The 26,040-nt window shown below is 54.9% G+C and carries 26 protein-coding genes; 15 read left to right on the top strand and 11 right to left on the bottom strand.

Annotation, left to right across the window (positions count from 1 at the left end):
• Positions 1–61 precede the first annotated feature (61 nt).
• From ABJI08_RS00515 to ABJI08_RS00490, 6 genes are read left to right on the top strand one after another with little or no spacing between them, the layout of a single operon-like run.
• The gene (locus ABJI08_RS00515; protein WP_348399866.1) at positions 62–1,381 is read left to right on the top strand and encodes an aspartate aminotransferase family protein; all 1,320 of its coding nucleotides are present in this window, start codon (positions 62–64) and stop codon (positions 1,379–1,381) included.
• A 6-nt stretch (positions 1,382–1,387) separates the two neighbouring features.
• Positions 1,388–2,719: an FAD-binding oxidoreductase gene (locus tag ABJI08_RS00510; RefSeq protein ID WP_348399865.1), complete on the top strand. Its 1,332-nt coding sequence runs from the start codon at positions 1,388–1,390 to the stop codon at positions 2,717–2,719.
• Position 2,720: 1 nt separating this feature from the next.
• Positions 2,721–3,395, top strand: coding sequence for an amino acid ABC transporter permease (locus ABJI08_RS00505; protein ID WP_348399864.1), 675 nt, complete (start codon positions 2,721–2,723; stop codon positions 3,393–3,395).
• Between the two features lies 1 nt (position 3,396).
• Entirely contained in the window at positions 3,397–4,065 is a 669-nt protein-coding gene (locus ABJI08_RS00500) for an amino acid ABC transporter permease (protein ID WP_348399863.1), read from the top strand.
• On the top strand, positions 4,062–4,835 hold the full coding sequence (locus ABJI08_RS00495) for an amino acid ABC transporter ATP-binding protein (RefSeq protein WP_348399862.1): 774 nt from the start codon (positions 4,062–4,064) through the stop codon (positions 4,833–4,835). Before ABJI08_RS00500 ends, ABJI08_RS00495 begins: the two co-directional genes overlap by 4 nt.
• A gap of 28 nt (positions 4,836–4,863) precedes the next feature.
• Positions 4,864–5,715: a transporter substrate-binding domain-containing protein gene (locus ABJI08_RS00490; protein WP_348399861.1), complete on the top strand. Its 852-nt coding sequence runs from the start codon at positions 4,864–4,866 to the stop codon at positions 5,713–5,715.
• A gap of 52 nt (positions 5,716–5,767) precedes the next feature.
• Here ABJI08_RS00490 and ABJI08_RS00485 read toward each other — a convergent pair whose 3' ends face one another.
• The gene (locus ABJI08_RS00485) at positions 5,768–7,444 is read right to left on the bottom strand and encodes an aconitase X (protein WP_348399860.1); all 1,677 of its coding nucleotides are present in this window, start codon (positions 7,442–7,444) and stop codon (positions 5,768–5,770) included.
• Between the two features lie 89 nt (positions 7,445–7,533).
• Here ABJI08_RS00485 and ABJI08_RS00480 point away from each other — a divergent pair, with 89 nt between their 5' ends.
• Both ABJI08_RS00480 and proC read left to right on the top strand, forming a co-directional pair.
• Entirely contained in the window at positions 7,534–8,457 is a 924-nt protein-coding gene (locus ABJI08_RS00480) for an aminotransferase class IV (protein ID WP_348399859.1), read from the top strand.
• Positions 8,454–9,266, top strand: a complete 813-nt coding sequence (gene proC, locus ABJI08_RS00475) for a pyrroline-5-carboxylate reductase (RefSeq protein WP_348399858.1) — start codon at positions 8,454–8,456, stop codon at positions 9,264–9,266. Before ABJI08_RS00480 ends, proC begins: the two co-directional genes overlap by 4 nt.
• Positions 9,267–9,342: 76 nt before the next feature.
• Here proC and ABJI08_RS00470 read toward each other — a convergent pair whose 3' ends face one another.
• From ABJI08_RS00470 to ABJI08_RS00450, 5 genes are all read right to left on the bottom strand, one after another.
• Positions 9,343–10,650, bottom strand: coding sequence for a TRAP transporter large permease subunit (locus tag ABJI08_RS00470; protein ID WP_348399857.1), 1,308 nt, complete (start codon positions 10,648–10,650; stop codon positions 9,343–9,345).
• The gene (locus tag ABJI08_RS00465) at positions 10,647–11,183 is read right to left on the bottom strand and encodes a TRAP transporter small permease (protein ID WP_348399856.1); all 537 of its coding nucleotides are present in this window, start codon (positions 11,181–11,183) and stop codon (positions 10,647–10,649) included. Before ABJI08_RS00465 ends, ABJI08_RS00470 begins: the two co-directional genes overlap by 4 nt.
• Before the next feature lie 67 nt (positions 11,184–11,250).
• The gene (gene dctP / locus ABJI08_RS00460; RefSeq protein WP_348399855.1) at positions 11,251–12,324 is read right to left on the bottom strand and encodes a TRAP transporter substrate-binding protein DctP; all 1,074 of its coding nucleotides are present in this window, start codon (positions 12,322–12,324) and stop codon (positions 11,251–11,253) included.
• Positions 12,325–12,411: 87 nt separating this feature from the next.
• Positions 12,412–13,380 (bottom strand): hypothetical protein, encoded by a 969-nt coding sequence (locus tag ABJI08_RS00455; protein WP_348399854.1) that lies wholly within the window; start codon positions 13,378–13,380, stop codon positions 12,412–12,414.
• A 174-nt stretch (positions 13,381–13,554) separates the two neighbouring features.
• Positions 13,555–14,343 carry a 3-keto-5-aminohexanoate cleavage protein gene (locus ABJI08_RS00450; RefSeq protein ID WP_348399853.1) on the bottom strand — a complete coding sequence of 263 codons (789 nt, stop codon included), beginning with the start codon at positions 14,341–14,343 and terminating at the stop codon, positions 13,555–13,557.
• Positions 14,344–14,516: 173 nt separating this feature from the next.
• Between ABJI08_RS00450 and ABJI08_RS00445 the strand changes: the two genes are divergently transcribed.
• Both ABJI08_RS00445 and ABJI08_RS00440 read left to right on the top strand, forming a co-directional pair.
• Entirely contained in the window at positions 14,517–15,440 is a 924-nt protein-coding gene (locus ABJI08_RS00445; RefSeq protein ID WP_348399852.1) for a LysR family transcriptional regulator, read from the top strand.
• Between the two features lie 84 nt (positions 15,441–15,524).
• Positions 15,525–16,382 (top strand): hypothetical protein, encoded by an 858-nt coding sequence (locus tag ABJI08_RS00440; protein WP_348399851.1) that lies wholly within the window; start codon positions 15,525–15,527, stop codon positions 16,380–16,382.
• A 7-nt stretch (positions 16,383–16,389) separates the two neighbouring features.
• Here ABJI08_RS00440 and ABJI08_RS00435 read toward each other — a convergent pair whose 3' ends face one another.
• Positions 16,390–17,031 carry a glutathione S-transferase family protein gene (locus ABJI08_RS00435; protein ID WP_348399850.1) on the bottom strand — a complete coding sequence of 214 codons (642 nt, stop codon included), beginning with the start codon at positions 17,029–17,031 and terminating at the stop codon, positions 16,390–16,392.
• Positions 17,032–17,143: 112 nt separating this feature from the next.
• On the opposite strand from ABJI08_RS00435, the gene ABJI08_RS00430 reads away from it, so the two are divergent.
• Together ABJI08_RS00430 and ABJI08_RS00425 are read left to right on the top strand one after the other, a co-directional pair.
• Positions 17,144–17,815: a TetR/AcrR family transcriptional regulator gene (locus tag ABJI08_RS00430; RefSeq protein WP_348399849.1), complete on the top strand. Its 672-nt coding sequence runs from the start codon at positions 17,144–17,146 to the stop codon at positions 17,813–17,815.
• Between the two features lie 84 nt (positions 17,816–17,899).
• On the top strand, positions 17,900–18,538 hold the full coding sequence (locus ABJI08_RS00425; protein WP_348399848.1) for a glutathione S-transferase family protein: 639 nt from the start codon (positions 17,900–17,902) through the stop codon (positions 18,536–18,538).
• 47 nt (positions 18,539–18,585) lie between these two features.
• On the opposite strand, the gene ABJI08_RS00420 is transcribed toward ABJI08_RS00425, so the two are convergent.
• From ABJI08_RS00420 to ABJI08_RS00405, 4 genes are all read right to left on the bottom strand, one after another.
• Positions 18,586–19,527, bottom strand: coding sequence for a p-hydroxyphenylacetate 3-hydroxylase reductase component (locus ABJI08_RS00420; protein ID WP_348399847.1), 942 nt, complete (start codon positions 19,525–19,527; stop codon positions 18,586–18,588).
• 137 nt (positions 19,528–19,664) lie between these two features.
• Positions 19,665–20,774: an LLM class flavin-dependent oxidoreductase gene (locus ABJI08_RS00415; RefSeq protein ID WP_348399846.1), complete on the bottom strand. Its 1,110-nt coding sequence runs from the start codon at positions 20,772–20,774 to the stop codon at positions 19,665–19,667.
• A gap of 119 nt (positions 20,775–20,893) precedes the next feature.
• Positions 20,894–22,210, bottom strand: a complete 1,317-nt coding sequence (locus ABJI08_RS00410; RefSeq protein WP_348399845.1) for a TRAP transporter large permease — start codon at positions 22,208–22,210, stop codon at positions 20,894–20,896.
• 20 nt (positions 22,211–22,230) lie between these two features.
• Complete coding sequence (locus ABJI08_RS00405; RefSeq protein ID WP_348399844.1) at positions 22,231–22,665, bottom strand: TRAP transporter small permease; 435 nt, start codon at positions 22,663–22,665, stop codon at positions 22,231–22,233.
• Between the two features lie 253 nt (positions 22,666–22,918).
• Here ABJI08_RS00405 and ABJI08_RS00400 point away from each other — a divergent pair, with 253 nt between their 5' ends.
• The 3 genes from ABJI08_RS00400 (at position 22,919) to ABJI08_RS00390 (ending at position 25,666) form a co-directional block, all read left to right on the top strand.
• Entirely contained in the window at positions 22,919–23,989 is a 1,071-nt protein-coding gene (locus tag ABJI08_RS00400) for a C4-dicarboxylate TRAP transporter substrate-binding protein (RefSeq protein WP_348399843.1), read from the top strand.
• A 140-nt stretch (positions 23,990–24,129) separates the two neighbouring features.
• A complete protein-coding gene (locus ABJI08_RS00395; protein ID WP_348399842.1) occupies positions 24,130–24,912 on the top strand; it encodes an alpha/beta fold hydrolase in 783 nt (260 codons plus the stop codon).
• 229 nt (positions 24,913–25,141) lie between these two features.
• Complete coding sequence (locus ABJI08_RS00390; protein WP_348399841.1) at positions 25,142–25,666, top strand: redoxin domain-containing protein; 525 nt, start codon at positions 25,142–25,144, stop codon at positions 25,664–25,666.
• Positions 25,667–26,040 lie beyond the last annotated feature (374 nt).

The raw sequence follows: 26,040 nt of genomic DNA, 5'->3' as shown, positions 1-26,040 counted from the left end.
AAGCGCATGAAACAAATCCGCTGCGTCGCCCGAGCCCCACATTTGCAGGAGAAAAATACCTATGACGAAGGCAGTAGATTGGTCGACACAATCCATTATCGACCGGCGCGACACATATTATGCGGCGTCACAGCGTGCTTTCGTGCCCTATCAAAAACCGCTGATCCTGAAAAAAGGGATGATGCAGTATTGCTGGGATGAGAAAGGTAACAAGCTGATTGATCTGTTGGGCATGAACCTGTGCATCAGCGTGGGTCACGCGCATCCAAAAGTGGTTGAGGCTGTGACTGAGCAGGTTCAGCAGCTGACCCATTGTACGACGATGTTTCACCATCCGGTTCCGGCGCATCTTGCTGAAGAACTGGCGGCGACCATGCCAAAGGGTCATGAATGGGTTGTTCATTTCACCAATTCGGGTGCAGAGGCCGTTGATCTGTCGATCATGATGGCGCGCGCATCGACCGGAAATCACGACATTCTTGCGCTGCGCAATTCATACCACGGCGCCACATATGGCGCGCAGGCAGTGACTGGTGTGCAGGGGTTCCGCCACAATGTTTCTCAGCTGTCAAATGTCTCGTTTGTGGCAGAGCCGAACCAATATCGTGGCATCTTTGGTGAGGGCACCGACCCATATCTGGAAGAGATTGACCGGTCGATTGCATACACGACCAGCGGTGAACTGGCCGCGATGTTTATCGAATCTGTACAGGGCTATGGCGGGATCATTCAGATGCCTCCGGGCTATCTGAAAGGCGCGGCTGAAAAGGTGCGTGCGGCAGGTGGTCTGCTTATCATGGATGAAGTTCAGTCAGGCTTTGGCAAAACCGGTGACGCAATGTGGTGCTTTGACCATCACGACATCGTGCCGGACGTGATGGTCATCGCCAAAGGTCTTGGAAACGGAATTCCGATTGGTGCGGTGGTGGTCAAGAAAGAGATCGCGGAAAGCATGGCGGGCAAGTTGTTGTTCCACACTTATGGTGCCAACCCGGTTGCCTGTGCTGCGGCGCGCGCCGTGTTGCAAGTGATCGAAGAGGACGATCTGATCAACAATGCCAAAACAGTTGGCGCGAAACTGCACGAAGGTCTGAAGCAGCTTAAAGATCGCTATGACATTATCGGTGATGTGCGTGGACGCGGGTTCATGCAGGCGATTGAGCTGGTCAAAGATCGCGACACCAAAGAGCCTGCGCCGGATCACACTGCGCATGTGTTTGAGCACACACGCGAACACGGCTTGATCCTCTCCAAATCCGGCACATTCAAAAACGTGCTGCGTATGGTGCCGCCGCTTTGCTTACAAATGGAAGATGTTGAGCCTGTGATTGATGCCCTGGATCGCAGCTTTTCTGACCTTGAAAAAGAAAACCTGGTGTAAGATCGGATGCTTCACTCCCCCCCCGATCATAACCAGCCTCGCCAGCCACATGTTATTGTGGTTGGCGGCGGCATGGTCGGGATTTCCACAGCAATCTGGTCGCAACGTGAAGGCAACCGGGTCACATTGATTGACAAAGGCGGCCCCGAAGATCGGGCCAGTTATGGCAATGCCGGGGTGTTGGCCTCGGCATCTGTATTGCCGGTGACGATGCCAGGCCTGATTGGCAAAATTCCCAAAATGGTGCTCAGCAGCACAGAGCCGATCTTTGTGCGCTGGTCATATATGCTGCGTCTTTTCCCGTGGACCATGCGTTACCTGTCGCACGCAAATGCGCCCGAGACGCGCCGCATCGCGGCTGCGCTGGCTCCTATCATTGGCAACAGTCTGGAAGACCATTTGGCGCTGGCCAAGGATACAGGTGCTGAAAAACACATCAGCCCGTGTGATTTCGCGTTTCTTTACAAAGACAAGGCCGCCTTTGGCGGGGACGCGCTGGCGTGGGACATTCGTCGGGAACTTGGGTTTGAGTGGAGCGAGCATGAAGGTGCCGCGCGCCAGAGCTATGATCCGATATTCACCGATAAGCTGGGCTTTCTGGCCGCATTGTCAGGTCATGGGCGCATTTCCGATCCCGGGGCCTATGTCGAAGAATTGCGGGCGCATTTCAAAGAGTCTGGCGGCGCGCTTTTGAACGGCGAAGTCACCGATATTCTTCAGCAGGATGGGCGCGCGACGGGTGTGATGACCAGGGTCGGTCCGGTCCCGGCGGATCGCGTCGCGATAACGGCAGGGGCCTGGTCACCGATTGTGACCAAAACGCTGGGCGTGAACATCCCGGTTGAGGCTGAAAGCGGTTATCATCTGGAGTTCTGGGACCCGTCATTCCTGCCGCGCATGCCAACTTTGGTGCCCACCAAAAAGCTCATATTCTCGCCCATGAAAGGCCGTTTACGTGTGGCTGGCGCGGTTGAATTCGGCGGGTTGAAAAACGAAGGTCAGGACAAGGTGTTTGATCTTCTCCGAGCCTCGATGACCGAAGTGCTTCCGGGACTGACTTATTCCAAGGAAACGCGCTGGTTCGGGCATCGTCCGGCACCCACAGACTCGGTTCCTGTTATTGACGAGCTTGGCAGCCTTAAGGGTCTGTTCCTGGGGTTCGGGCATCAACATGTGGGCCTGACCGGGTCCGCACGTACCGGTCAAATTCTGGCGCAATTGATGAGTGGTAAACGGCCCAATATCGATCTCGCCCCCTATAGAGCGTCACGGTTTTACGGTTCAAAGGGCAATTCCCGCCCGCATTCTCACACAAAACGTCAAAGGGAGTCCGTCTAGAATGGAATGGAACTTTGCACCGGTCTTAGACAGCTTCGACTTGCTGCTTCTGGGGCTTGTGAACACCCTTCAAGTCACAGGCCTTGCGCTTATGTTCGGAGTCCCGTTGGGGCTTGTTCTGGCGCTGTCGCGGTTGTCGCAAATTCGGGCTTTGTCGATGGTTGCGGCCTTCATCATTGAGTTTTTCCGCACGACACCGCCGCTGGTTCAGCTGTTTTGGTTCTTTTTTGCCTTTCCGATCCTGTTCGACGTCAACATGACACCGTACACAACGGCAATCGTGACCTTCTCGATCCAATCATCGGCTTTTTTCGCTGAAATTTTCCGAAGCGGTATTCAGTCGATCGAGAGCGGTCAGTGGGAAGGCTCTAAGGCGATCGGCATGACCCGAAGACAATGTTTGCGGCGGGTTATCCTGCCTCAGGCAGTCAAACGTATGATCCCGGCCTTCATGGAACGCTCAATCGAGCTTTTGAAAACCACAACGTTGGTATCGACCATCGCCTATACGGACTTGATGTATCAGGCCAATGACATTGCCCAACGGACGTTTCGCCCGCTGGAGGTCTATACGGTCATCGCAGTTATCTACTTTGTTATGATTTTTGTCTTTAGCCAACTCTCGATCATGGTGGAACGCAGGCTGGCGAAATCCGGCGAAGGGACGGTGCATTAACATGGGCTATAACTGGGACTTCGCAACAATTTTTCAAAACTGGTACGTCTTCTGGGTTGGCCTTAAAGGCACGCTGTTGATGTTCGGTGTCACGGTGGTTCTGGGCATGTCCGGTGGGCTGGTGGTGGGCGTTATGCGCTATATCAAAGCCCCCATCGCGGCATGGCCTGCACGCGCGTTTGTCGAGGTGTTTCGCAATACGCCGGTGCTGGTTCAGATCATCTGGTTTTACTATGCCTTTCCGATCCTGACCGGGGTCGAAACCACCCCGTTTATGGCGGCAGTGCTGGGGATTTCGCTGAACACCATGGCGTTTTCGGCCGAGATTTACCGGGCCGGCATTCAATCCATCGACAAAGGTCAGTGGGAGGCGGGCAAAGCCATTGGCATGGACTTCGCGCAAACCATGCGCCGGGTCATCCTTCCTGTAGCGTTAAAGCGGGTTTTGCCGGCTTTGACCAATCGCGGGATCGAAGTGTTCAAGATGTCAACGCTGGCCTCGGTTGTGGCTTATGTCGAGACATTGAACCAGGCCAAGCTGATCGCTGATCTCAACTACAATCCAATTGAATCCTATACCGCCGTCGCTGTGATATTCTTTGTGGTCCTCTACCCTGTTGTGCAGGCCACTTATGTCATCGAGCGCAAACTAAGCCGGAGTGACCAATGAGCGAACTAGTCCGCGTCGAAAAACTACACAAAAGCTTTGGCAGGCTGGAAGTCCTGAAGGGCATAGACCTGACAGTGAATGCGGGGGAAACCGTTGTTCTGCTTGGGTCGAGCGGATCAGGCAAGTCAACCTTGCTACGCTGCATCAACTTTATGGAAACGCCGACCAAGGGGCGGGTTTATCTGAACGGTGAGGCCGTGGGCACAGAGGTTGGCGGCAAGATGCGCTACAAAGAGACCGATCTGTGCAAGCTGCGGACGCGCATCGGGATGGTGTTTCAACACTTTAACCTGTTCCCACATATGACGGTTCTGCAAAACGTAATGGAAGGTCAGATCACCGTTCTGGGCCGTGGCAGTGACGAAGCCAAAGAGAAATCCATGGTGCAGCTGGAACGTGTTGGTCTGGCTGAAAAGGCCGAGGAATTCCCGTCACGTTTGTCTGGTGGCCAAAAACAGCGGGTTGCGATTGCGCGCGCGCTGGCGATGGACCCCGAAGTTATGCTGTTTGACGAGGTCACATCCGCGCTGGACCCGGAACTGGTAGGGGAAGTGCTCAAGACCATGCGCCAGTTGGCGGATGAAGGCATGACGATGATTTGCGTGACCCACGAACTTGGTTTTGCCTATCATGTTGCCCACCGTGTTTTGTTTCTGAACGAGGGCGCCATTCACGAAGAAGGCGAGCCGCAGAAGCTGCTTAAGAATCCACAAACGCAACGCATGCGGGAGTTCCTTGACGGGCACGCCCTGTTCAAGTTGCCAGAATAACCGAACCATCAACAGAGAGGACTATCTTATGAAAAATATACTTAAGAAAACAGCGAGCTGGCTGACAGGCATTGCCGCCGCCGCGATGCTGACAACGGCACCTGTTGTCGCGCAGGATGCATCAACCTGGGAGCAAATTCAGGAGTCGGGCAAGTTGCGCATTGGTGTGACACAAGCTCCACCATGGTTCAGCAAAAACCCTGCGACCGGTGAATGGGACAGCGGTCTGGGCATCACAGTTGGTCAGAAAATGGCCGAAACTCTGGGTGTGGACCTGGAGGTTGTTGAGGTGACATGGGGCACCGCAGTGGCCGCTTTGCAGTCTAACAAAATCGACGCAATGCCGGTGCTTGATCCCAAGCCCGATCGCGCCGTTTCGGTTGCGTTCCCAGCCAGTCCTTTGCTCTATATCTCGCTCGCGGTTTTGGCGAATGATGATCTGGCCGCATCCACATGGGCAGAGCTGAACAACGCAGACGTTTCCATTGCCGTGCCACAAGGGTCGAGCATGGACACCTATGTGACCAACAACCTGCCAAATGCTGACATCCAGCGTTTCCCTGACAATGGCGCGTCGATCGCTGCGTTCCAGTCGGGCCGTGTTGATGCTGTTTCGCTGTTCCACCCACCGCTTCTGGCCGCGCGCAAGAAGCTGGGCCGTGGCCAGCTTGTGATCCCGACACCGGCGTTTTCGTCGCCAACTTCTGTCGCAGTGCGTCAGGAATCGGATCAGCGGTTTGTGAACTGGGTCAGCACTTCGATTTCTTACTGGTATGAAACCGGTCAGACACAAGGCTGGTACGCTGACTTCCTGACCGACTTTGGTCTGGACCCAAAGGCGTCGCCAGTTATTCAGCGTGAATTGCTGTTCAACAAATAAGTCTGTTTAAACACTGAAAAAGATGCCGGGTGCGCTCGTCGCCCGGCATCTGTCATTTAAGCCAATCAGGTAGATTTTCTGCAATATGCCCCTCAATCGCTGCCCGCGCACAATCAGCAAGGCTTGCGAACCGTACGGTTCGACCAGACAGGCCCGGCGCGTAATGAGCATATTTACCGGAATTTGTCACCAGATGACGGGCTGTTGGCGGGAAAACCGGTTCGGAAATCGAGCACCAGCACAGGTCGCGCACAATCCGAACACCTGCCTTTTCAAGAACAGTAATCAATCCTTCGGCCTGCGCCTGTTCTCCGGTTTCACGGCCCAATGTGATGATACAGGACGTGGTTTGTGCACATGTGCGCCCGGCCATCAGATCCGCAAACCGGCGGGTTTCGCTGAGCGAGAAATGCGGGCTGCCCAAGGCAACCAGATCCACCTGTTCAGGTCCGAAATTCAGCACACTCCAGGCTTTGGCCAACATGTCTTTGGTGATCTCAAGGCGGTTGGCATCCGGGCAAGGTGGTTGATCGCCTTCGGGCGTCACGCCCTGAATGTGCAGCATGGGTGCGGCGGAGGTTGTTCCAAATGCCGCGCACAACGCTTTGAGGTCATCCTCGGTCATTTGGACGTCCTTCAACCCTTCGATACGCGGGATGCGGTCCGGGGCCATTTGCCCGGTTACCCAACCGATCAAAGGCCAGATCGACTCGTTATAGGTCTGCGGCAAAGCCACCGCGATACGCAGCTGCGCCTGCCGGTTTTCAGGCAGATAGACGCCAGACAACGGTGCGCGGCCGGTCAGAGCGACGAAAAGATCAAAGAAATCGGGGTGTTTTACCGACCGCGCCCCCAGCACAGTATTGGCAAAGATCACCGCGTTGGATTCCGACCAGCCAATATCTTCGCCCGCTTCGGGGCGGTCCGCAGCCAGATACGGCGCGCAGGTGAAGGTCGGACGCGCACCCATAGACAAATACGCGCTGGCAAGCTGGCTGGCCGGGGCGCCAAACAGGGGCGGCACGCCCTGATCCTGCCAATTATCGAAATCAACCGAGATGGCATTCATCGTGGTCGGGACATGAACCTGTGCACCCATCTGTTGCATGGCGGTGGCAAAGGTCAGGTTGGCGGGGCCTGCATAGATGCAGCCATCGATATGAACGCGGGTGACGTCAATCAACCGCGATGCGCCCTGAACCGCGCCCATGATTTGGATGACCTGCATTGCCAGTTGAACCGCGGCGCCTTTGGCCCCGTCCAGCATGCTTTGATCCGACGCGCTCAGCTTCAGGCATTTGGTGTTCAGCGGCGACAGCGCAATGGTCAGATCGCCCGCCGTCATAACGCTGCCGTCAATCCGGGCATGTTCCTGTGCCGCCAGCTGTCCGTAGCTGGATTTGCTCAGCCGCGCCACGGCCACAGGCCGGTCAAACATCCGGGCCGCGATCAGGGCGCCCAGGGTCAGAATATCTTCGTCTTCGCGAAAGATCAGCGCGGCGGGTGCGTGCCCGTTCAGAGCAAGTTCCAACAAAACACCGCTGCCCGAACAGGAGCCACGGCTGCTGGGCATCAACACAATTTTGCCCGCCAGAGATTGGCCATGCTGAGGGTGATGGGCATCTTGCACGACGCCGGTATTTGCGTTTACTCCGCCCCAGAAACTCATCCCTTCCGCGCAGGTCAGAATGTCCCCGCTGGTGTCACAAGAAACGATGATCTGGTTCATGGGGCTGGTCTCTTTTCTAACGGCAGTCAGCGCGTTTCATCGCCCTGTTCGCAACATCTGCAAATGTATCAAACTAAAGGATAACCACAATGTCAGACGTCAAAAAAACCTCGCATGATTCCGATGATGATCCGCGTAATCTGGACACCAAAGTCTATGTGAACGGCGAGATTTTTCACCGGGATGAGGCGAAGGTTTCTGTTTATGACAGCGGCTTTATGCTGGGCGATGGCATGTGGGAAGGTATGCGTCTTTATAATGGGACATGGTGCTTTTTTGAAGAACATATGGATCGGTTCTTTGGGTCCTGTAAGGCGGTTTCGATTGATGTCGGTATGGACCGAGATGGCATTCTTGAGGCGTTGAATATGACGGCTGAAGCCAATGGTATGACCTCGGATGCGCATTGTCGGTTGATGTTGACCCGGGGCCCTAAGATCAAACCCTATCAACACCCGTCGCTGAGCCGGTCTGGCCCGACGCTGGTGATCATCATGGAGCATTCCAAACCGTCGGGCGCTTTGCAGACAGGTATTCGGTTGGCCACGGTGCCCCAGGTGCGCGGGCTGCCGATGAGTCAGGATGCCAAATACAACAGTCATTCCAAGCTGAACTGTGTGCTGGCGTGCCTTCAGGCGCAACAGGTGGGCGCGGATGAAGGTTTGATGCTGGATCCGCATGGGTTTGTGAACACGACCAATGCCTGCAACTTTTTCATCGTGCGCAAGGGGGCGGTTTGGACGTCGACCGGGGATTACTGCATGAACGGTGTGACTCGTCAAAAGGTGATCGATATTTGCCGTGACAACGACATCCCGGTTTACGAGCGCAATTATTCTTTGTTCGAGACATATAGCGCCGATGAGGCGTTTTTGACGGGTACATTTGGCGCGCAGACGCCTGTGTCTGAGATTGACGGCAAACAAATCGGAACGGGTGAGCGCCCGGTGATGGACCGTATTCGTGCGCTCTATAAAGACCTGATTACGGCGGACACCGGGGCCACGTTTTGAAACAGATCAATGAGCGCGGCCTTGTCATGATTGGCTGCGGCTTTATGGGCAAAGCCTTGCTGGAGGGCTGGCTTGCGCGCGGCGTTGATCCGGGTGCTGTTTATGTGCAGGACCCGAGGCCTTCGGAGTGGGTTCTGTCGCAGACCGGGTTGCGGGTGAATGAAACGCCTCCCAGCGCGCCGGCCGTGGTTCTGATCGCCATCAAACCGCAGGGGTTATCTGCCGCGCTGCCCGATCTTGTGCGGTTTGGGGGTGGCGACACGCTTGTGGTCTCGATTGTGACGGGCGTCGCGTTGGATGTTTATGAAGCAGCACTCGGGCAGGGTACACCGGTGGTGCGGGTGATGCCCAACCTGCCCGCAGCGGTGGGGGCCGGGGTCAGCGTTTATGCCTGCAATGCGCATGTCAGCGCGGCGCAAAACATACTGGCCGCCGAGCTGTTTCATGCGGTTGGAAGCGCGATCCAATTGCAGGATGAGGATCAGATTCACGCGGTGACAGGTATTTCAGGGTCTGGCCCGGCTTATCTGTTCGCAATGGCCGAGGCGATGACGCAGGCAGGTCAGGCGTTGGGCTTGCCCGACAGACTTGCCCGCTCTCTTGCAGTTGAGACGATTGCAGGCGCTGGGCAAATGATGCGTGACACGGGCACTGATCCGGCTGAATTGCGTCAGGCCGTGACCTCCAAAGGGGGCACAACCGCAGAGGCGCTTAAGGTCTTGTTGGCGTCTGGCAACGGCCTGCCAGACCTGATGGAACAGGCGGCGCGCGCGTCGTGCGAAAGAAGCAAGGTGTTGGGGCAGAATTAGAGGTCCAGCATGGGCCCCGGTTTTCGGACAGCGATGCAGTATATGTGCATCGCTGTCCGAGTGTTCTGATTTAGCGTCAGTAGACGATGATCCCCGGGAAGACGACGATCAGCAGCACAACGAGCAGCATGATCAGCCCAAAAGGCATCGCGCCCAGGAATATATCCTTTAGGGATATCTGCTTGTCCGGAAGGCACCCTTTGACCACGAAGACAGCGATGCCAAGTGGTGGTGTGAGCAAGCCGACTTCGACAATGATGATCGACAGAATGCCCAACCAGACCAGATCAACGCCAAACTGGCTGAACAGGGGCACAAAGATCGGCAGCACGATGAGAATGATCGAGATCGAGTCGAGCAGCATGCCGAGGATGATCACAATCACCACATAGACAATGATCAGCGTGATCACGCTGAACGACGATGCGCTGACCCAGGTTTGCAGCTCGGACGGGACACCGGACAGGCCGAGCATGGACGAATACATGCTGGCCGCAATGATCATAAAGCTGATGGATGCGGTGACATGGCCCGTCTGGACGGTCACTTGCCAAAAGGTTGACCATGTGAGGCGTCTTTTGGCGATGGTCAAAAGCAACGCCCCGGCTGCGCCCACGGCGCCGGATTCGGTTGGGGTAAAGACACCGCGATAAATCCCGCCGATCACCAGCAACACAAGCAGCGCAATTGGTGCGAGCAGTTTGATGGCCTGACCAAGTGTCATGTCGCTGGTTTCGTCCAGCGCGGCCATTTCCGCCTGTCCGACCCATTCAGGGCGCAGTTTGCCCACGGCCAGAATTGCGATAGCATACAAAGCCGCCAGAATAAGGCCGGGAATGATCGCGGCGATAAACAGGGATCCGACCGAAACCTCTGCGATGAAGGCGTAGACGATCAAAAGAATGCTGGGCGGGATCAACATGCCAAGCACAGAGCTGCCCGCGACGATGCCAACGGCAAGGCGGGGGTGATAGCCATAGCGCAGCATTTCCGGCACCGCGACCTGAGTGAACACCGCAGCTGACGCGATGCTGACGCCGGTTATAGACGCAAAGATTGCGTTCGCAGCGACGGTGGCCACCCCAAGGCCGCCAGCGATTTTGCGAAACACGAAATGCGCAACGCCAAATGTCTCTCGGGCGATATCAGAGGTCGAAATCAAGAGCCCCATCAGCACAAAGAGTGGGATGACGGCGAATTCCTGACTTGAGATCGTTTCCACCGACTTTTGAGACAGCAGAAAGATTGCGATGTCGAAATTGTCGGTGATGAACCAAATACCTGACAGTGAAACCAAGGCCAGCACAACGGGGATGTTCATGCCCATCAGGACAAGAACCAGGATCCCGATGACCGAGATGAAGCCAATCTCTAAACCTGTCATTGTTTTGGGCTACCTGCATGTGGGGTTGTACCGGTCGTCGACACGCCGAAAAGCCGGGCAAGGTTGCGGATCACGCTGGCGAGAAAGAGCGCCGACAAAAGGGCAGAGCCCACAGCGACGATCAATTCCATGGGCCAGGTCGGCGCTGTGAAAGAGCCTTGGTTGCCAAGGTAAAATCCGCCTTCCCACGCTTCGATAAATCGCTTTTGCGCGCCCTTGGCGATGTAGAAGAACAGGACAACCCCAGTGGCATCAAACACCGCATTGATTGCCAGCCCCAAACGCGGGAACCGGCCTTCGAGCGCGGTGATAATGCCATCGGACCGCAGCATTTTCCCGGACTTATAGGTATCTGCAATCTGCAGATACACGATGGAAACGATGCCCAGTTCAGCAAGCTCAATCACCCCGGGGAGTGATTGACCAAGCAGATTGCGGCTCAGCACATCGGCGCAGATCATGGCCATCATCGCCATAATCAGTATCGTGCCCAAAGAGTTCAGCGATGTGACCGCTGTGTTGAGCAGCCACATCGCCCTGGTCGCAAGCCGGACCAGAGGTGATGGGTTTGTTGCGGGGTTTTCCAACGCTCAGTCTCGCTTATTCCTGATCCCACTGGCGCGCAATTGGCTGCCCGGCTTCGCGCATTTTTGTCATATACGTTTCAAGAACCAGTGATCCGGGAAGGCCGTTTGCGTCCGACGCGTGCGCCCATTCCTGTGCAACATTGGGCAACTTATCGGCCCATGCCTGACGCTGATCGTCAGCCAGTTCGGTCACGGAACCACCCTGTGCAACACAAGCCTCGCGGCCCTTGGCATCACCCGCAGTGGTCGCTTCGGCCATCAGGTTTCTGTATTCCACGGTGACTTCGCGCAGGGCCGTTTTGACCTCGTCCGGTTGTTTGTCGAACCAACGTTTGTTTGCAACAACGGTAAAGTTCGAAACAGCGCCCATTTCGGCAGAGAGGAAATGCGGGGCAACTTCGCAGAGCTTGAATGCGCCGACAACGTCGCCCCAGCCAATCATCGCCTCGGCGACGCCGCTGTTCACTTCCTGATAGAACTTAGGCAGCACGCTTGGCACGCCAACCGCACCCAGACCTTCGATCCAGCGCAGGTTCAGGCCAGCCCCGGACACTTTGATGCCTTCAAAGTCATCCAACCCATCAATGGGTTCCTTAGACAGGACCGCATAGCTTTTGATGGTGCCCATATGGCCAAGGAATTCCAGACCGAATTTTTCCCAGCCAGCCTTCACTTCGGGGATCGAATGGGTGATGGCATCGTTCACTTCGGAGGTTAGGCCAAGGTCGGTGCTGACGAAGGGAGTGACATAGGACACGCTGGACAGCGGTACCTTGTCGGTGTGAAAGGCGGTCACGATCAGACCAATTGTGCCAATGCCATTTTGCAAGGCATCAAATTCGCCCCGGGGTTTGACAACCGTGCCAAAGGCTTCGGTATATTTCAGCGAATAGTTCCCGGTTTCAGCCAGCCGTTTGTTGACCTCGGGCATGAAGAATTCTTTGAGATTGTGAACCCATGATGTGCGGTCCGTATATCCCGAAAGCACGGTGACTTTGATCTGTTCCTGCGCCGTGGCGATTGGTGCGGCACATGTCATTAATAGGGTGGCTGCGACGGCGGCGAATTTTGTCTTTTGCGTGGGCACAATCTTGTCCTCTTCAGCTATTCCAGTGGATGCAAAAACGGCGCGCGTGCAACGTCAGCCAGCGCGCCGTTTGTCAGTCGTGTCTGATTAATCAACCAAGGCTGTGGCAAATCCCACGCCGCCAAAGATTGTCAGGTTCGGAATGATCGCACAGTCCGCACACAGCTCTGGCAATGCAAAGCGCATTGACGCCATGCGTACATTGGTGCCCATCACAAAGTGGATGTCAGTTGCGTCTTGCGCGAATTCCAAAACTTTCGAACCGGGAGTGCGATCCTTGTGTGTGAAGGTTTCACCGTATTCTTTGGCGAAGTTTGTCAGGATCGAATCCTCGCCCGTGTCTGGCAGGCCGGCAATGACAATGTTGATGTCGGGGTCAGCCATGGCAGCGCGGATTTCTTCGGCTGTTTCAAGCGGGCCAACACCATCGGGCAACGGAACATTGGTGCGCACAACGGACATGTTCAAAGGGTAGTAGGCCGGAGAGATGTCTGAAATACCTTTTCGGCGTTTGTTAATGGCATAAGCCCCGCCGATGATGTCATAACAGCCGTTCGCGACGCGGCCATTGGCGTCGCAATTCAAGTCTTCGGCTGTCGACAGCCAACGATACATGTCGTTGTTCCCGGCAGAATCGGTATATTCGATCCAATCAAGCGCAATCTCAGTCTCGTAATGCGCGTTTAACTTCTCTTGCATCATGTTCCAGAAATCGACCGACAAACCAACCGGTACATCCGGGTCGCCTTCGCTTGGAACCGCCCAGGGCATCCCAACGCCGATCCAGCCCAGACGGACAGATTTTGTATCAAGCACGTGCGCCAGCAATGTGCCGTCTTTCACTTCGGGGTAGGGGTGGTCTTTGGAATTGACCAGCGTCGGATCGGACAGATCGGGGGCTGGCAGGCCGTATTTTTCCAGAATGCCGGGATATCGCGCGTCCTCGATGGCTTCGCCCATTGCGGCCACCATAGCCGCCTTGAGATCCTGCTGAGCAACAACAGGGGCGGCGAGCGCCATCAACGCGGCAGCCGCCGCAAGTGTAGTCTTAAACATGTATTATCCTCCATTTTCCGACAAGTACTCACTGTTCAAATCTTGTCGGGTCTCCTCCCACCGGGCGGTTTTTCGCCCGACTGTTCGTCAGATCAAGGCCGCGGCACATCGACACAGTATGCACGTTGATCCTGAGCTGGCATCATCACAAGAACTTGGATCAAGCATCAGGATTCATGACACTTGCTCTTTTTCCCTGGTCAATTTGAACTCGGTTTCGCGCAGCGCCGCATCGACGTCGCGAATACGGGCCGCGTTGTCAGCGGCGAGGCTGCCATCTGCGTGCCAAAGTGAATTTTCAAACCCGGCGCGGGCTTTGCCGCCGCAACGCGCGGCCTCGGCCAGACCGGCTGTTTCTGAAGTGCCAAAAGCGCACAACATCCAGTCAAAGCTGTGGGTTGAGGCGCGATCCAGTTCGTCTAAATACTTGTCCAGATCAACCGTTCCGTCGCTGCCATGGGCATAAGTGCCCTGCACCAGCTGGATCAAATGATGGGTCCCCGGAATGCGCCCGTCTGACACGGCATCGACAAATGCGGAAACTTCGTCGGGGGCGTAAAGGATGTGCTGAACATCAACGTTATTCGAGGCGGCCCAGTGATAAAACGCGCGCGCATCGGACCAGTCCGCAGGGCTGCGCACCATTTCCCGCATCGCAACGGACACATGTGCGGGCCGTAGCGCGCGCATCATATCTTGCTGTTCCTGCGCGCTATAGCGCCCGGCAGCTTCGGATGTGACCTGCAAATACATGCCGGGAACTTCGTGTTCTAACCGCTTCAGCAGGGCGGCATACCGGTCGGCATCCAGAAAATGTTCGCCGGCGTCATCCCGGATGTGGATATGGATGCCATCTGCGCCTGCCACCTGACATTCACGTGCGGTTTCAACCACTTCGTCATCAGTGATGGGGAGAGCGGGATGGTCGGATTTGCCGCGCCGCGCTCCGTTCGGCGCCACCATCAGTCTGGGCAGCGGCGTCAAAAGGTCGTTCCTAATGTGGCGGTGCTTTTGTCGTTATGAACAGGCAAAACAGGCTTCCTTTGATCCTTGGATTCGCCGAAGCTATTAAGAATTGACCCGTCAGAACAACAAATAGTATTGTATACCTTCTACAAGAAAATCGGATAGGTTTCATGAAGCTTCAGCAATTGCGATACTTCGCAGCGGTCTTTGAACAAGGGTCTTTTTCGGCGGCTGCGGAAAAGGTGAACGCAACGCAATCCGGGCTGTCGATGCATGTCAGCCAAATTGAAAAACGTTATGACGTGGTCCTGTTTTCACGCAGCTCATCCGGGGTGACACCAACCGCGGCGGGCGAGGCGTTTTATCTGGAGGCGGTCAAAGTGCTTGCCGCTGCCAGCCATGCCGAAGATCGCATTCGCACCTTGTCGAAATCTGTGGTTGGGCACGTCAATGTGGGATTGATGCCAACATTCACGCGCGCAATCCTGACATCGGTGTTGTTACGTTTTTCCGAGGAATACCCCGAAGTGCAGCTGTCTATCTCAGAAGCATATTCGGGCGCATTGGCGGATGATGTCGCCGAAGGGCGGCTTGATTTTGCGGTTGTTCCGGCAGCGTTCGACTTGCGTGACGTCCTGGTTTCAACCGCTATGGGAGAGGATCGGGAGTGTTTGGTTTGTGCGCTGGACCGGGAGTTTCCGACCCGCAATGGGCAAGTCGTTCTTAAGGATTTGCCGCCTTTGCAGCTGGTACTGCCGGGCAAAGGGAATGCGCGACGTCATAGTATCGAAACTTATCTGGCCGTGAATGGGATCAAGGTGAAAGAAGTGCTTGAGCTGGACACGATGCATGGGACGCTTGATCTTGTGTCGCGGTCAAATTGGGTATCGATTCTGCCGCGTGTTTTGTGTTTGCCAGACTTTGACGGTACGCGTCGCAAGGTTTTACCGTTGGCTGATCCGCCTCTTACCGTGGATTATATGCGCATTGAAACCGGGTCGCGCCCGCTTAATCAGGCGGCGCAGGCTTTTGCGGATGTTTTACAAGAAGAGCTGACGGCAGCATTGGAGACACCTCTGATCGACGTTAATTAGCGCTGATCCAGGGGGTTGCCCGGGCCCGATCCGAAGTGGATATCGCTTTGCCATCAGAATTCCTGATAGAGACCCCGCACTATAATGGTTTCTACTGCTGCCCTGTTTACCCTTAGCTTTGCAGGACACGAGGGCGACGCCGCCTCTGTGAGTTGGGGAGGCACTATGAATCTGGGCTATTTGATGATCCCGCGCCAATGCAGTGGTGATGCGCCGACACGCGATTTCGGACGTTTGGAATTGGCGCGCGACCTCGGGTTTTCGGAATTTTACGCTGTGAAGCAACAGGATCGGGCGGCTGGCTCTCATGGATTGAACGCCACTCCGGAACATGCGGACGCGTTGCGTACCTTGCCAGAGTTGCCCGGCGCACCGGTTCCCCAAATCGTTTCGATCAATGGCGACAGACAGTCGCTTGGTGAGACATCTTCGCCTTTGAACCTGGCGCGGCCGTCCATGACGCCTGAACAGGTCGCGATCAACGCCCGGGCGCGTCAGGCGACGCTTTCGGTCAGTTGGCTGAACAAAACCGAACTTGCGCGGCATTGGGCGGCACATGTTTCGGGCAGCACGCATGCTGGTTTACGGGCGCGCCCTGAAAGCTGGCGTGTGGCGCGTACGATCGTTGTGTGTGCCGATGCCGCGCGCGCCGAATATGCCGTGAAGTCCGAGGACAGCCCTTGTCGTGCTTATTATGCCAAGATGGCGGCGCCGGGCGCAGATCGGGTGACGGTTGATGCGTTGATTGATGACTGTGTTCTGTATGGGACGCTGCAGTCCGTGCTTGATCAACTGCAGGATATTTCCACAGCGTCTGGCCCGTTTGGGACTCTGACTTTGGTGGATCATGCATGGCCAGATAGCGAATTGGCCACCGAGTCATTAGTGGCACTGGCGTCGGCAATTGCCCCGGTGATGCGCCGCAACTGCGTTGCGAACTGAACGCACATTACACATCATCCTTAGGTCTCAGGCTGTCAAATGATGTCATGACAGTTTCGCGATAGGCGTCGCGTTGTCCCAGCCTGTCATAGTATTGGTTCAGTGCAGGCATGTCGGCGCGATCGAATTCCATCGAGAAGTAGCGATAGAGCGATGAGCCGACAACAAAGTCACCCATTGAAATAGCGTCACCCGCGACAAATTCGTGATTTTTCAGATGATCGTTCAGAATTGTGTAACTCTTGGTGAGTTCGGCGGCTGAACGATCCCGCTGATCCGCGTTCCGTTCGGATTTTGGCAGGCGCACTGTCTGATAAAACAAGGCGATGAAATGCGCATAGCAATTGTTCTGAAACCATTCCATCCACATATCCGCGCGAGCCATGGCAGCGGGTGTTGTGCCTGCGAATGTGCCGTCGCCGTAGGCATTGCAGAGATAGCGAACGATGGCGTTGGATTCCCAGAGGATTAAGTCGCCGTCAATCAATGCTGGCACCCGCTGGTTAGGGTTCATCGCAACAAACTCTGGCGATTTGAGGCCCCCATACGCGCCGCCCATATCTGTGCGATCATAGTCGAGTTTCAGCTCTTTGAGTGTCCACAACACCTTTTGCACGTTAATCGATGTTGTTCGTCCGTAGAGGTGCATGTCACGTCTCCCGTCGCGGCCAGCTTATTTATCATATGATAATTTGCTGGACTGCAAGCGGAAATTGCTGTTTCTTAGGACAAAGAATTTAATTCACCCTAGCGGAGCTGACGTGGCAAATAAACCGCAGCCAAACCCCAGTGACAAACCCACCGCACGGCGTCGGCGGTTGTCGCGCGATGCGCGTAAGGAGGAAATCGTGCTGGCGGCGGTCGAGCTGTTTTCGGAAACCGGTTTTGACGGCAGCACGCGGGATATCGCACAACGTGCAGGCATCACACAGCCGCTGCTTTATCGGTATTTCCCAAGCAAAGAAGACCTGATCGAAGCGGTCTATGAAAAGGTCTATCTGGATCGATGGGATCCCAGATGGGACGCGATGTTGGTTGATCGGTCTTTTCCGGTGAAGGAACGCTTTCAGGCGTTTTATGAGGAATACACGCAGACGGTGTATGATCCTGTCTGGCTTCGTATCTCCAGTTTTGCGGCGTTGCGCAACGCGCAGATCCATGACTGGTACAATCACGTTGTGCAGGAAATGATCCTGAAACCATTGGTGCGCGAACGTCGGGTTGAACTGGGGATGGCTGACGAGTTTCTGGTCGCCAGGGACGCTCTTGAGGCGCCGTGGCTGATGCATGGTGGTCTTCTGGACTATGGGATGCGGCGTTTCATATTGAAAATCGATGTATCCGATGACACGTCGGCCATCATTTCGCAGGCGCTTGATATGTATCTGATGCTGACGCAGTCGAAGATGGAAGCCGCACAAGCATATACGTAATATTTGCCGTCGGGGCCCGTCAGGGCAGATGGCAACGCGCCAAATACAGCCGTTCAAGATTGAAAAACAGGGAACTGGATAACAATGATTGATCTCTATTCATGGACAACGCCAAACGGCCGCAAAGTCTCTATTCTTCTTGAGGAACTGGGCGTGCCTTACACGGTTAAGCCAATTAATATTACTAAGGATGAGCAATTCGCGCCCGACTTTTTGAAGATTTCTCCGAACAACCGGATTCCAGCAATTGTTGACCACGAAACCGGAGTTCAGATGATGGAGACCGGGGCGATAATGCTATATCTCGCGCAGAAATATGATCGGTTTCAAGCCAAGGGAAACGCCTATTGGCAGATGATGGAATGGCTGATGTGGCAGATGGGCGGGCTGGGTCCGATGCTGGGGCAGGTGCATCATTTTGTGAAATACAATCCGGGCAAGGCGCCTTATGCCGAAGAGCGCTACTCTAATGAAGCACGGCGTCTTTACAGGGTGCTGAATACTCAACTCGAGGGCCGCGACCATGTCGTTGGTGAGGGGAAGGGCATCTATACGATCGCGGATATGGCGATGTGGCCGTGGATTTCGCGCCATGACTTTCAGCAGATTGATTTGGCGGATTTCCCGAATGTCAAAGACTGGTACGAACGTCTGTTGCAGCGTCCCGCCGTGCAACGTGGATACCATGTTCCAAAGAAGGTGAATGATATTCCGGGACTATAGGGGAGTGGTTCGTTGCAGCCCGTTTCGATGCGGGCTGCAATGTTGGGTCAGTTGCCGATGATATTGCGCAAAACACTTTTGAAAGTGTTCATCTGCTCTTCATCAAAGCTTTCGAAGGCCTCTTTTTCATGAATTTCAGCCAGTTTCCAAACGTCTTTGGCCTTGGCAAGTCCTGCGTCTGTTAGTTCGAATTTATTGTCTTCACCCGCAACCATCCCGCGATCAACAAGGTTCGACAGCGCTTCGCGGACCTCTGGCAGGGGGGCATTGATGTGACCGATCAGAGCCTCGGCGTCGCTGCCGGGCAGATCATTCAGGACCAACAGGGTCCGCGATTCAATCAGGCTGAGCTCAAGGGTGTTCAGTTTCGGGCTGTATCTGGTTTGATACGCGCGCACGGCCTGAAGCATCATGAAAAACAGATGATCGTCCATGCGTCCTTCGGACGTGATTTTTGGTGTTGCACTGTCGACCGCGGGTCCGCTGCCGGGGTGCCCGAAAACCATCGAATAGGAGCCTTGGTGAAAGCACAGCGGCGGGCGGCCAAAGTCGTCAAAAGCGACTACTTTGCCAACAAATATCCAGTGATCACCGCCATCCAGTTTGTCGTAGGCTTCACATTGGAAACGCCCGGCGCAGTTCGGGAAAAGCGGAGAGCCGCCGATGCCTTCCTCCCATTCTACGCCTGCGAATTTGTCTTCCTGCTGGCGGGCAAAATGGTTCGACATGTCCATCTGGTCCGAGGCCAGAATGTTGACCGCGAAATGCGACGCGGATTCAAAGATCGCGCAGCTTGGTTTGCCTTTGATACTGCTCCACAGGATCAGCGGCGGATCCATTGACAGCGAATTAAAGCTGCTGGCCGTCACCCCCACCTTTTCGCCTTCGGGGCTGACAGCCGTGATAATCGTCACGCCGGTTGCAAAGTTACCCAGCGCGCGGCGAAACTCATGTGGACCGAAATTTGGTTCGGTTGTTTGTTGTGTCATTGTGAGGCTCCCCGTCGAGATTTAAGGAATTTGCATTGAGCGCGTGGCGACCATTGCGGGTCATGCGACCCAATCTGCAAGACAACATCCTCAGGACAAAATGTTATCTGCACATCGGTCACATGACCCGTCAATTGTCAGGCTGCTTCTGCAGGTGGTTCAGATTTGGTGGCTTCGTCCAGAACGGGCATTACTTTTTCAGCCATCAGGATCATACCTTCGCGGCCCAAATCGTAATCAGTCCAGTCATGGCCTGCATACACCAGATGCTGGAACGGGCCGGTCACTTCGCGCAGCGCGAGGATCTGATCCGCAACCGAGCTTGGGTCTCCGTGGATGACCAGACGATCAAGCACATAATCCAGCGTTACATCGTCATCCGGCATGTTCTGATCTTCTTTGAAGAGGTTCAGACGCCCGCCGGCACGCATCTTGGTCAGAAGCTGCGAGTAGTAGAGAACATAAGGGCTTCCGGGATCACGGGCATAGCTGCGCGCGGTTTCCTGATCTTTGGCGACGCAGATATTCTTGGCCACGCGCCAGTCTTCGTAATGCGGTGTGATGCCTGCGCTTTTGCAGCCTTCGACGTAGTTTGGCCAGTGGGTCGCGGCCCATTTGGGCAGCAGGAAGTTGCCCGAAATGGGCTGCCATCCGCGTGCGGCCATGGCTGTGACGCCTTTGGAGAATGGCGCAACAGCAGTGCCTACAATCGGAGGGTGGGGGTCCTGGTATGGCTTGATGATCTCACCCTGGCCAATGGCAACATTGGATGTGCGACCCGTCGTAACTTCCCAGAATTCACCCTTGAGGTTGTAAGGGGATTCACCGGCCCAGATATCCAGAACCATGTTGATGGATTCCAGGAACATTGCGTTGCGATCTTTGTCGATAGAGCCAAATACCTCGGCATCGGACATCAGACCACCGGGCGAAATGCCAAAGTTCAAACGCCCCTCAAGCATGTGATCCAGCATCGCGACTTCTGCCGCGACGCGGGCTGGGTGGGAGTTGGGCAAATTGACGGTGCCTGTTCCCAGTCGGATATTCTTGGTCTCGTAGGCGAGGCTTGCCAGAAACGCGACGCAAGAGGTGATGATTTCGGCTCGATCGGTGGTGTGTTCCCCGCAATAGGCTTCGGCAAAGCCAAGCTGGTCTGCGAGGATGAACGCCTCACGATCCTCTCGCAGGCTCTGTGCATAGGGCTTGTCCAGCGGGTGGATGGGCATTGTAAAAAACGACAGCTTCATAAAATTCTCCTCAGCGTGTTGATTTAAAGTGGAGCATTTGGGCCATTAGAAAAAATGGTAATTTCTGATGCTCACTACCAAGTTTTTTTATAGGCAGGTGTAGGATGTGGGTTGTTTCATCACATCAGGCTTTGCGGCAGGTAGGTTGCGAGGACGGGGAATACCACGACCAGCACAGCAACGATCAAAATCATGATCCAGTAGGGCACCGCCCCGGTGAAGATTTCGCCCATTGTGACAGTTCGATCCGGCACCGAGGCCTTGACGGTGAACACCAAAAGCCCAAAGGGCGGCGTAAGCAGTCCTGCTTCGATCACCAGAATGCCAAAGATCGCAAAGGCGAGGGGATCAACGCCGATGAATTGCGACATTGGCGCAAAAATTGGAACTGTCAGCAGGATGATCGACGTCGAATCAATGAACATGCCCAACACCAGCCAGACCAGAAAGATCATGAACATGATGATGATCGGGCTGTCGCTTACCGAAAACAACGTGCCCTGAATGACCCCAACAGCGCCACCCATCGCGAGGAACCGCGAATACATGGACGCGGTGATGAGAAGGATCATCAGAGGTGCGGTGATTTTACCGGCCCGGAAGATGGATTCCGAAATCTCGGTTTTGCGCATGCCTTTGGCCAAACCAACAAAAAGTGCACCAATTGTACCAAAGCCTGCGGCTTCGGTTGGTGTCAGGAAACCACCCCAGATGCCGCCAATCACGATGACAATCAATGCAATGACGGACAAGCCGCTCGTCAGTTCACTGCGTTGTTTCGCAACATCGATGTCTTGCTTGTCGACGATCGGGCTGCGGGGGGCGGTTTCCGGGCTTAGAACAGCGGTGAAGATACAGTAGGCACAAAATAGTGAGGCTAGGATGAGGCCCGGTAGAAGGCCCGCAACAAAGAGCGCCCCGATTGAGATTTCCGTCAGTACCGCCCAGACAATCATAAGAATGCTGGGGGGGATCAACATGCCGAGGCATGCGCTGCCTGCGACAACGCCCAAGGCGTAGCTTTTCTTGTACCCAAGCGCGACCATTTCAGGATAGGCGATGCGTGAGAATGTTGCGGCCGATGCGATCGAAACGCCGGTGATGGCGGCAAATACCGAGTTTCCCGATACCGTTGCCACGGCAAGGCAGCCGGGAATGCGGCGCAATCCCCGGTTGGCAATTGTATAGATGTCCTGAGCAGCTCCGGATCGACTTATGAATTCCCCCATGAGCACGAAAAGCGGAATAACGATAAAGATGTCTTTGCGCAGGGCTTCGTAGGCAGTGCTGCTGAGCACAGAAAGCGCGATGTCGGCGCTGCCTAACAGAAGGTAGACGCCGATAAAGCTTGCTGCGCCCAGGGCGATTGCAATTTGTACGCCCAAAAATACCATCACTAGAAGAAGTGCGAGTACGGTGAAGATGACGGTTGCCATTTATTGGTCTCCTGGGGTGTTTAGTGCGAGGTCAACGCGTTGGCGTCGTCCAGTTCACCGCGCCAATCGGCGATGGTCATGGCAAGATAAGCAAAGGCTGCGAAGATCGCGGTGCCTACAATGAGAAAGCGAATGGGCCACGTGTAGATGCGCAATGCGCCTTCGCCCTCGTATTCACCAAGCCGGTATGCGTCGAACGCTTCGGGAAGCGAGGCATACGCGATGGCGCCGAACAGAAGCAGGCCAAGAATGTTTCCCGCCGTGCGCAACAGACGTTGAACCGGCAGCGGCAAGGCGACGCTCAGCAGCGACGTACGCAGCATGGAAGAGGAAAAAATCGCCAGCGGGATCTGCAAAAATGCGACCGCGATGACCGAATTTTGAAGGATTTCCTTGGTGCCCGGAAGGGGACTCAGGAACAGGATGCGACCGAACACATCTACCAGAATCGTCAACCCGAGGATCAGAACCCAAACAGATGACAACATGTGAATCAGTTTGGATAATCTAACTAAGCCGTTGAATCGCATATGTTTACCTCAATCCTGTCGCGAAAACTTGTTAGGCGAATGTAAGCGCAATTGTTTCAGAAAACAAAGTTATTTATCAATCGATAATTTTTTGCTCTATTGTAACCATGGGAAACGAATCTCGGAGACTGCGATTGTCGCTGAGTTCAAACTGGGCATGTGCCCAAAGGGAGGACAGATGAAATTCACATTTAAAACGGCGGCGGGGGCCATGTTGGCGACCTTGCTGACAGCAGCACCAGTTCTTGCGGAAAGCTTTACGTTCCGCATCGGATCCGGCCATCCAAAAGGGCCAGCCCCTTATGTCACATCGATGTCAGACTTTTTCGCAGTTGAGGTGAAAGCCCGCGTCGAAGCACAGACCGACCACACCGTCACCTTTGTTGAGGCCTATGGCGGTTCCATTGCCGGAGTCGCCGAAACGCTTGAATCCGTTCAGCAAGGTATTTTGGACTTTGGCGGCTACTGCATCTGCTTTGAACCTTCAAAGCTGTTCCTGCACAACTTCCCGTATTATCTGGCATTTGGTCCGCAAAAATCTTCGGATGCGATTGCCGCCGCGCGGGTCGTTTATGACGAGAACCCATGGCTGAAGCAGGTGTTTGAAGACGAATACAAACAGGTCTTTCTAGGACTGGGCGTCTGGGACAACTATCACCTTGGCACCACGTTTGAATGGGACAACATCTCGGATCTCAAAGGGGTGAAAGTGGGGGGCGCTGGTCCAAATCTGGCATGGCTGGAATATATCGAATCCATCCCGGTTCAGTCCACTTTGCCCGAAGGGTATCTGGCTCTGAAAACCGGTGTGTATGATGGCTGGCTGATGGTGCCATCGGCGTATAACGGTTTCAAATTCTATGAACCTGCTCCGTATTACACGCTGATCGGGTTCGGTGCGATGCCGGTGATTGCATTGACCGCCAACAAGAAGAAAATGGAATCGCTGCCAGAAGACGTCCGCAACATCATCCTTGAGGTTGGTGCTGAATGGGAACAAGGCAACGGTGCTGCCATGGACAAAGTGCAGGCGTTTGGATTGGGCAAGTTGAAAGAGAACAACGCCACAATCAAAACCTTGCCAGAGTCGGTGCGCGAAGAATGGGCACAAAGCCTGGCCGGGTTCCCGAAGGCGCAGGTTGCAGATGCAGAAGGCCGTGGGTTCCCCGGCAAAGCTGTGATGCAAAGCTATATTGATGCCGCAAAAACCGTTGGTCATGACTGGCCCGTGGAATACGCGCTCGACTAAGGCGTAAGCGCAGAAAATTCCTGACAGGGGGCAGTGTTTCCCTGTCAGGGCACTGAAACGATGCACGCAGAATTGCCTGACCAGCTGGCAACCGCGCATCGCCCAACTCTCAGACGACCGAAGAAAAGGAAACGCCTACGATGAATGATGTTGTTCTGAATTCCATAGCGAGCGGATTGGAAGACGGCCCGGGCCTTTTGCTGAGCAACAGTATTGGTGCAACCACCCGCGCGTGGGAGCCGCAGCTTTCGCTGCTTGAGCAGTTCTTTAAAGTTGTGCGCTATGACACCCGTGGGCATGGCGACAGCCCAACACCCGAAGGCCCTTATTCGTTTGACATGCTGGTGGCAGATGCCTTTGCGGTCATGGATCGCCATGGGCTGGAAAAAGCCAGCGTGATGGGATGTTCGCTTGGGAGCATGACAGCGATGGGTATGGGGCTGGCACAGCCCGAACGGGTCACGCGCATTGTGTGCAGTGCAGCACGCGCCGACGGTCCGGCTCCGTTCCGCCAAAGCTGGGACGACAGAATTGAAGTTATCGCCAACAAAGGAGTTGCAGGTCTTTGGGGCGGGGCGATTGGCAACTGGCTGACGCCAGAGTTCTGCGAAGCCAATCCCGACGTCGTTGCAATGCTGCAAAGCGAATTCCTGAAAACCACGCCCGAGGGGTATGGTGGCTGTGCAATCGCCCTCAAAGGGCTGGATTATCTTAAGGATCTGGGCAGAATGAAGGTGCCGATGCTGTTTGTGGCGGGCAGTGAGGACAAAGGGGCAGCACCCGATACCATGCGCGCCATGGCAGACGCCTGTCCAAACAGCGAATTCACAGTTGTTGAAGGTGCGGGCCACATAATTAACGTCAATCAGGATGAGGCATTTAACCTTGCGATCTGCTCGTTCCTTGGAATGTGCGTGACCTGAATTTTGTTCGTATTCAGAGTGATACACATCTTTGTGTGCCACCATTGCGAATGGGCGCCGGGCGTTCCATTTTCCGACATGTCTCAGAGCTGAGTCCGACATTTAAACGGATATTGCCTATCAGGAATTATGTCTCCTAGGTCGGCTCAAACACAGCTAGAACTGCGTCCAACACACCAACACCCTGTTTCCTTTCGAAGCAGAAAACTTGAACCAAGAGGAAGAAAACATGAGCCATAAACTTACCCCCGATGAGCAGGTCCCGCCGCTCAAGCTGCCACTGGTCGGCGGAGGCACCTTTGACATCAGCGAAGAGTCACCCGAAAATTTCACAATGGTCCTGTTCTATCGCGGACTGCACTGCCCGGTTTGCAAAAACTATATCGGTGGCATGGCAGCCCTGCTTGACGATTTTGAAGCGGCTGGTTTCAGCGTTGTTGTTGCGTCGATGAACGACGAAGCGTTGGCTGCAAAAGCGGCAGAGGAATGGGAACTGGGTCGGACACGCGTTGCTTATGGCGTCACTGTTGAAGACGCCAAAAACTGGGGTCTGTGGATTTCCAAAGCGTTTAAAGACGTCGAGGCTGACATCTTTACCGAGCCGGGTCTGTTCTGGGTCCGTCCTGACGGCAAGCTTTATCTTGCAGACATTGCCAACATGCCATGGGCGCGCCCGGATCTGAAAATGTTGCTGTCAAAAGTCGGCTACGCTCTTGAGCATAACTATCCCGCCCGCGGAACATATAACGGGTAACAAATATGGTGAGAACCGACGTCCAGAGACATTGGTTCTCACCCACTTGCCGGTCTAAAAACCGGATTTACGCACTGTTTTTATCTGAGGTTTTTTACCTTAGCATCGCTTCGCGCGGCAACTTCGATCATGGACTGGTACAAGTCGCCCACTTCCGCTCTGTAGTTTTCAGAAGAGCGATGCAGATAATAAGATAATTGAGGTTTAGCTGGTAAACCGGCGTCTTCACTGAGTGAAGTGGTCCCAGGAAACCGGACAGTCGGCTAAGGAGTATCCCAAACCTTTGAAGGGATACGAGAATGGCAAAGCGCCGGAACTTTACAGATCAGTTTAAGGCCAAAGTGGCGTTGGAAGCGCTGCGAGGTGACAAGACG

The organism is Shimia sp., from assembly GCF_039969785.1.
Taxonomy (GTDB): Bacteria; Pseudomonadota; Alphaproteobacteria; order Rhodobacterales; family Rhodobacteraceae; genus Shimia.
The sequence above is the reverse complement of the archived record's forward strand: the minus strand, read 5'-3'. Positions and strand labels throughout refer to the sequence as shown.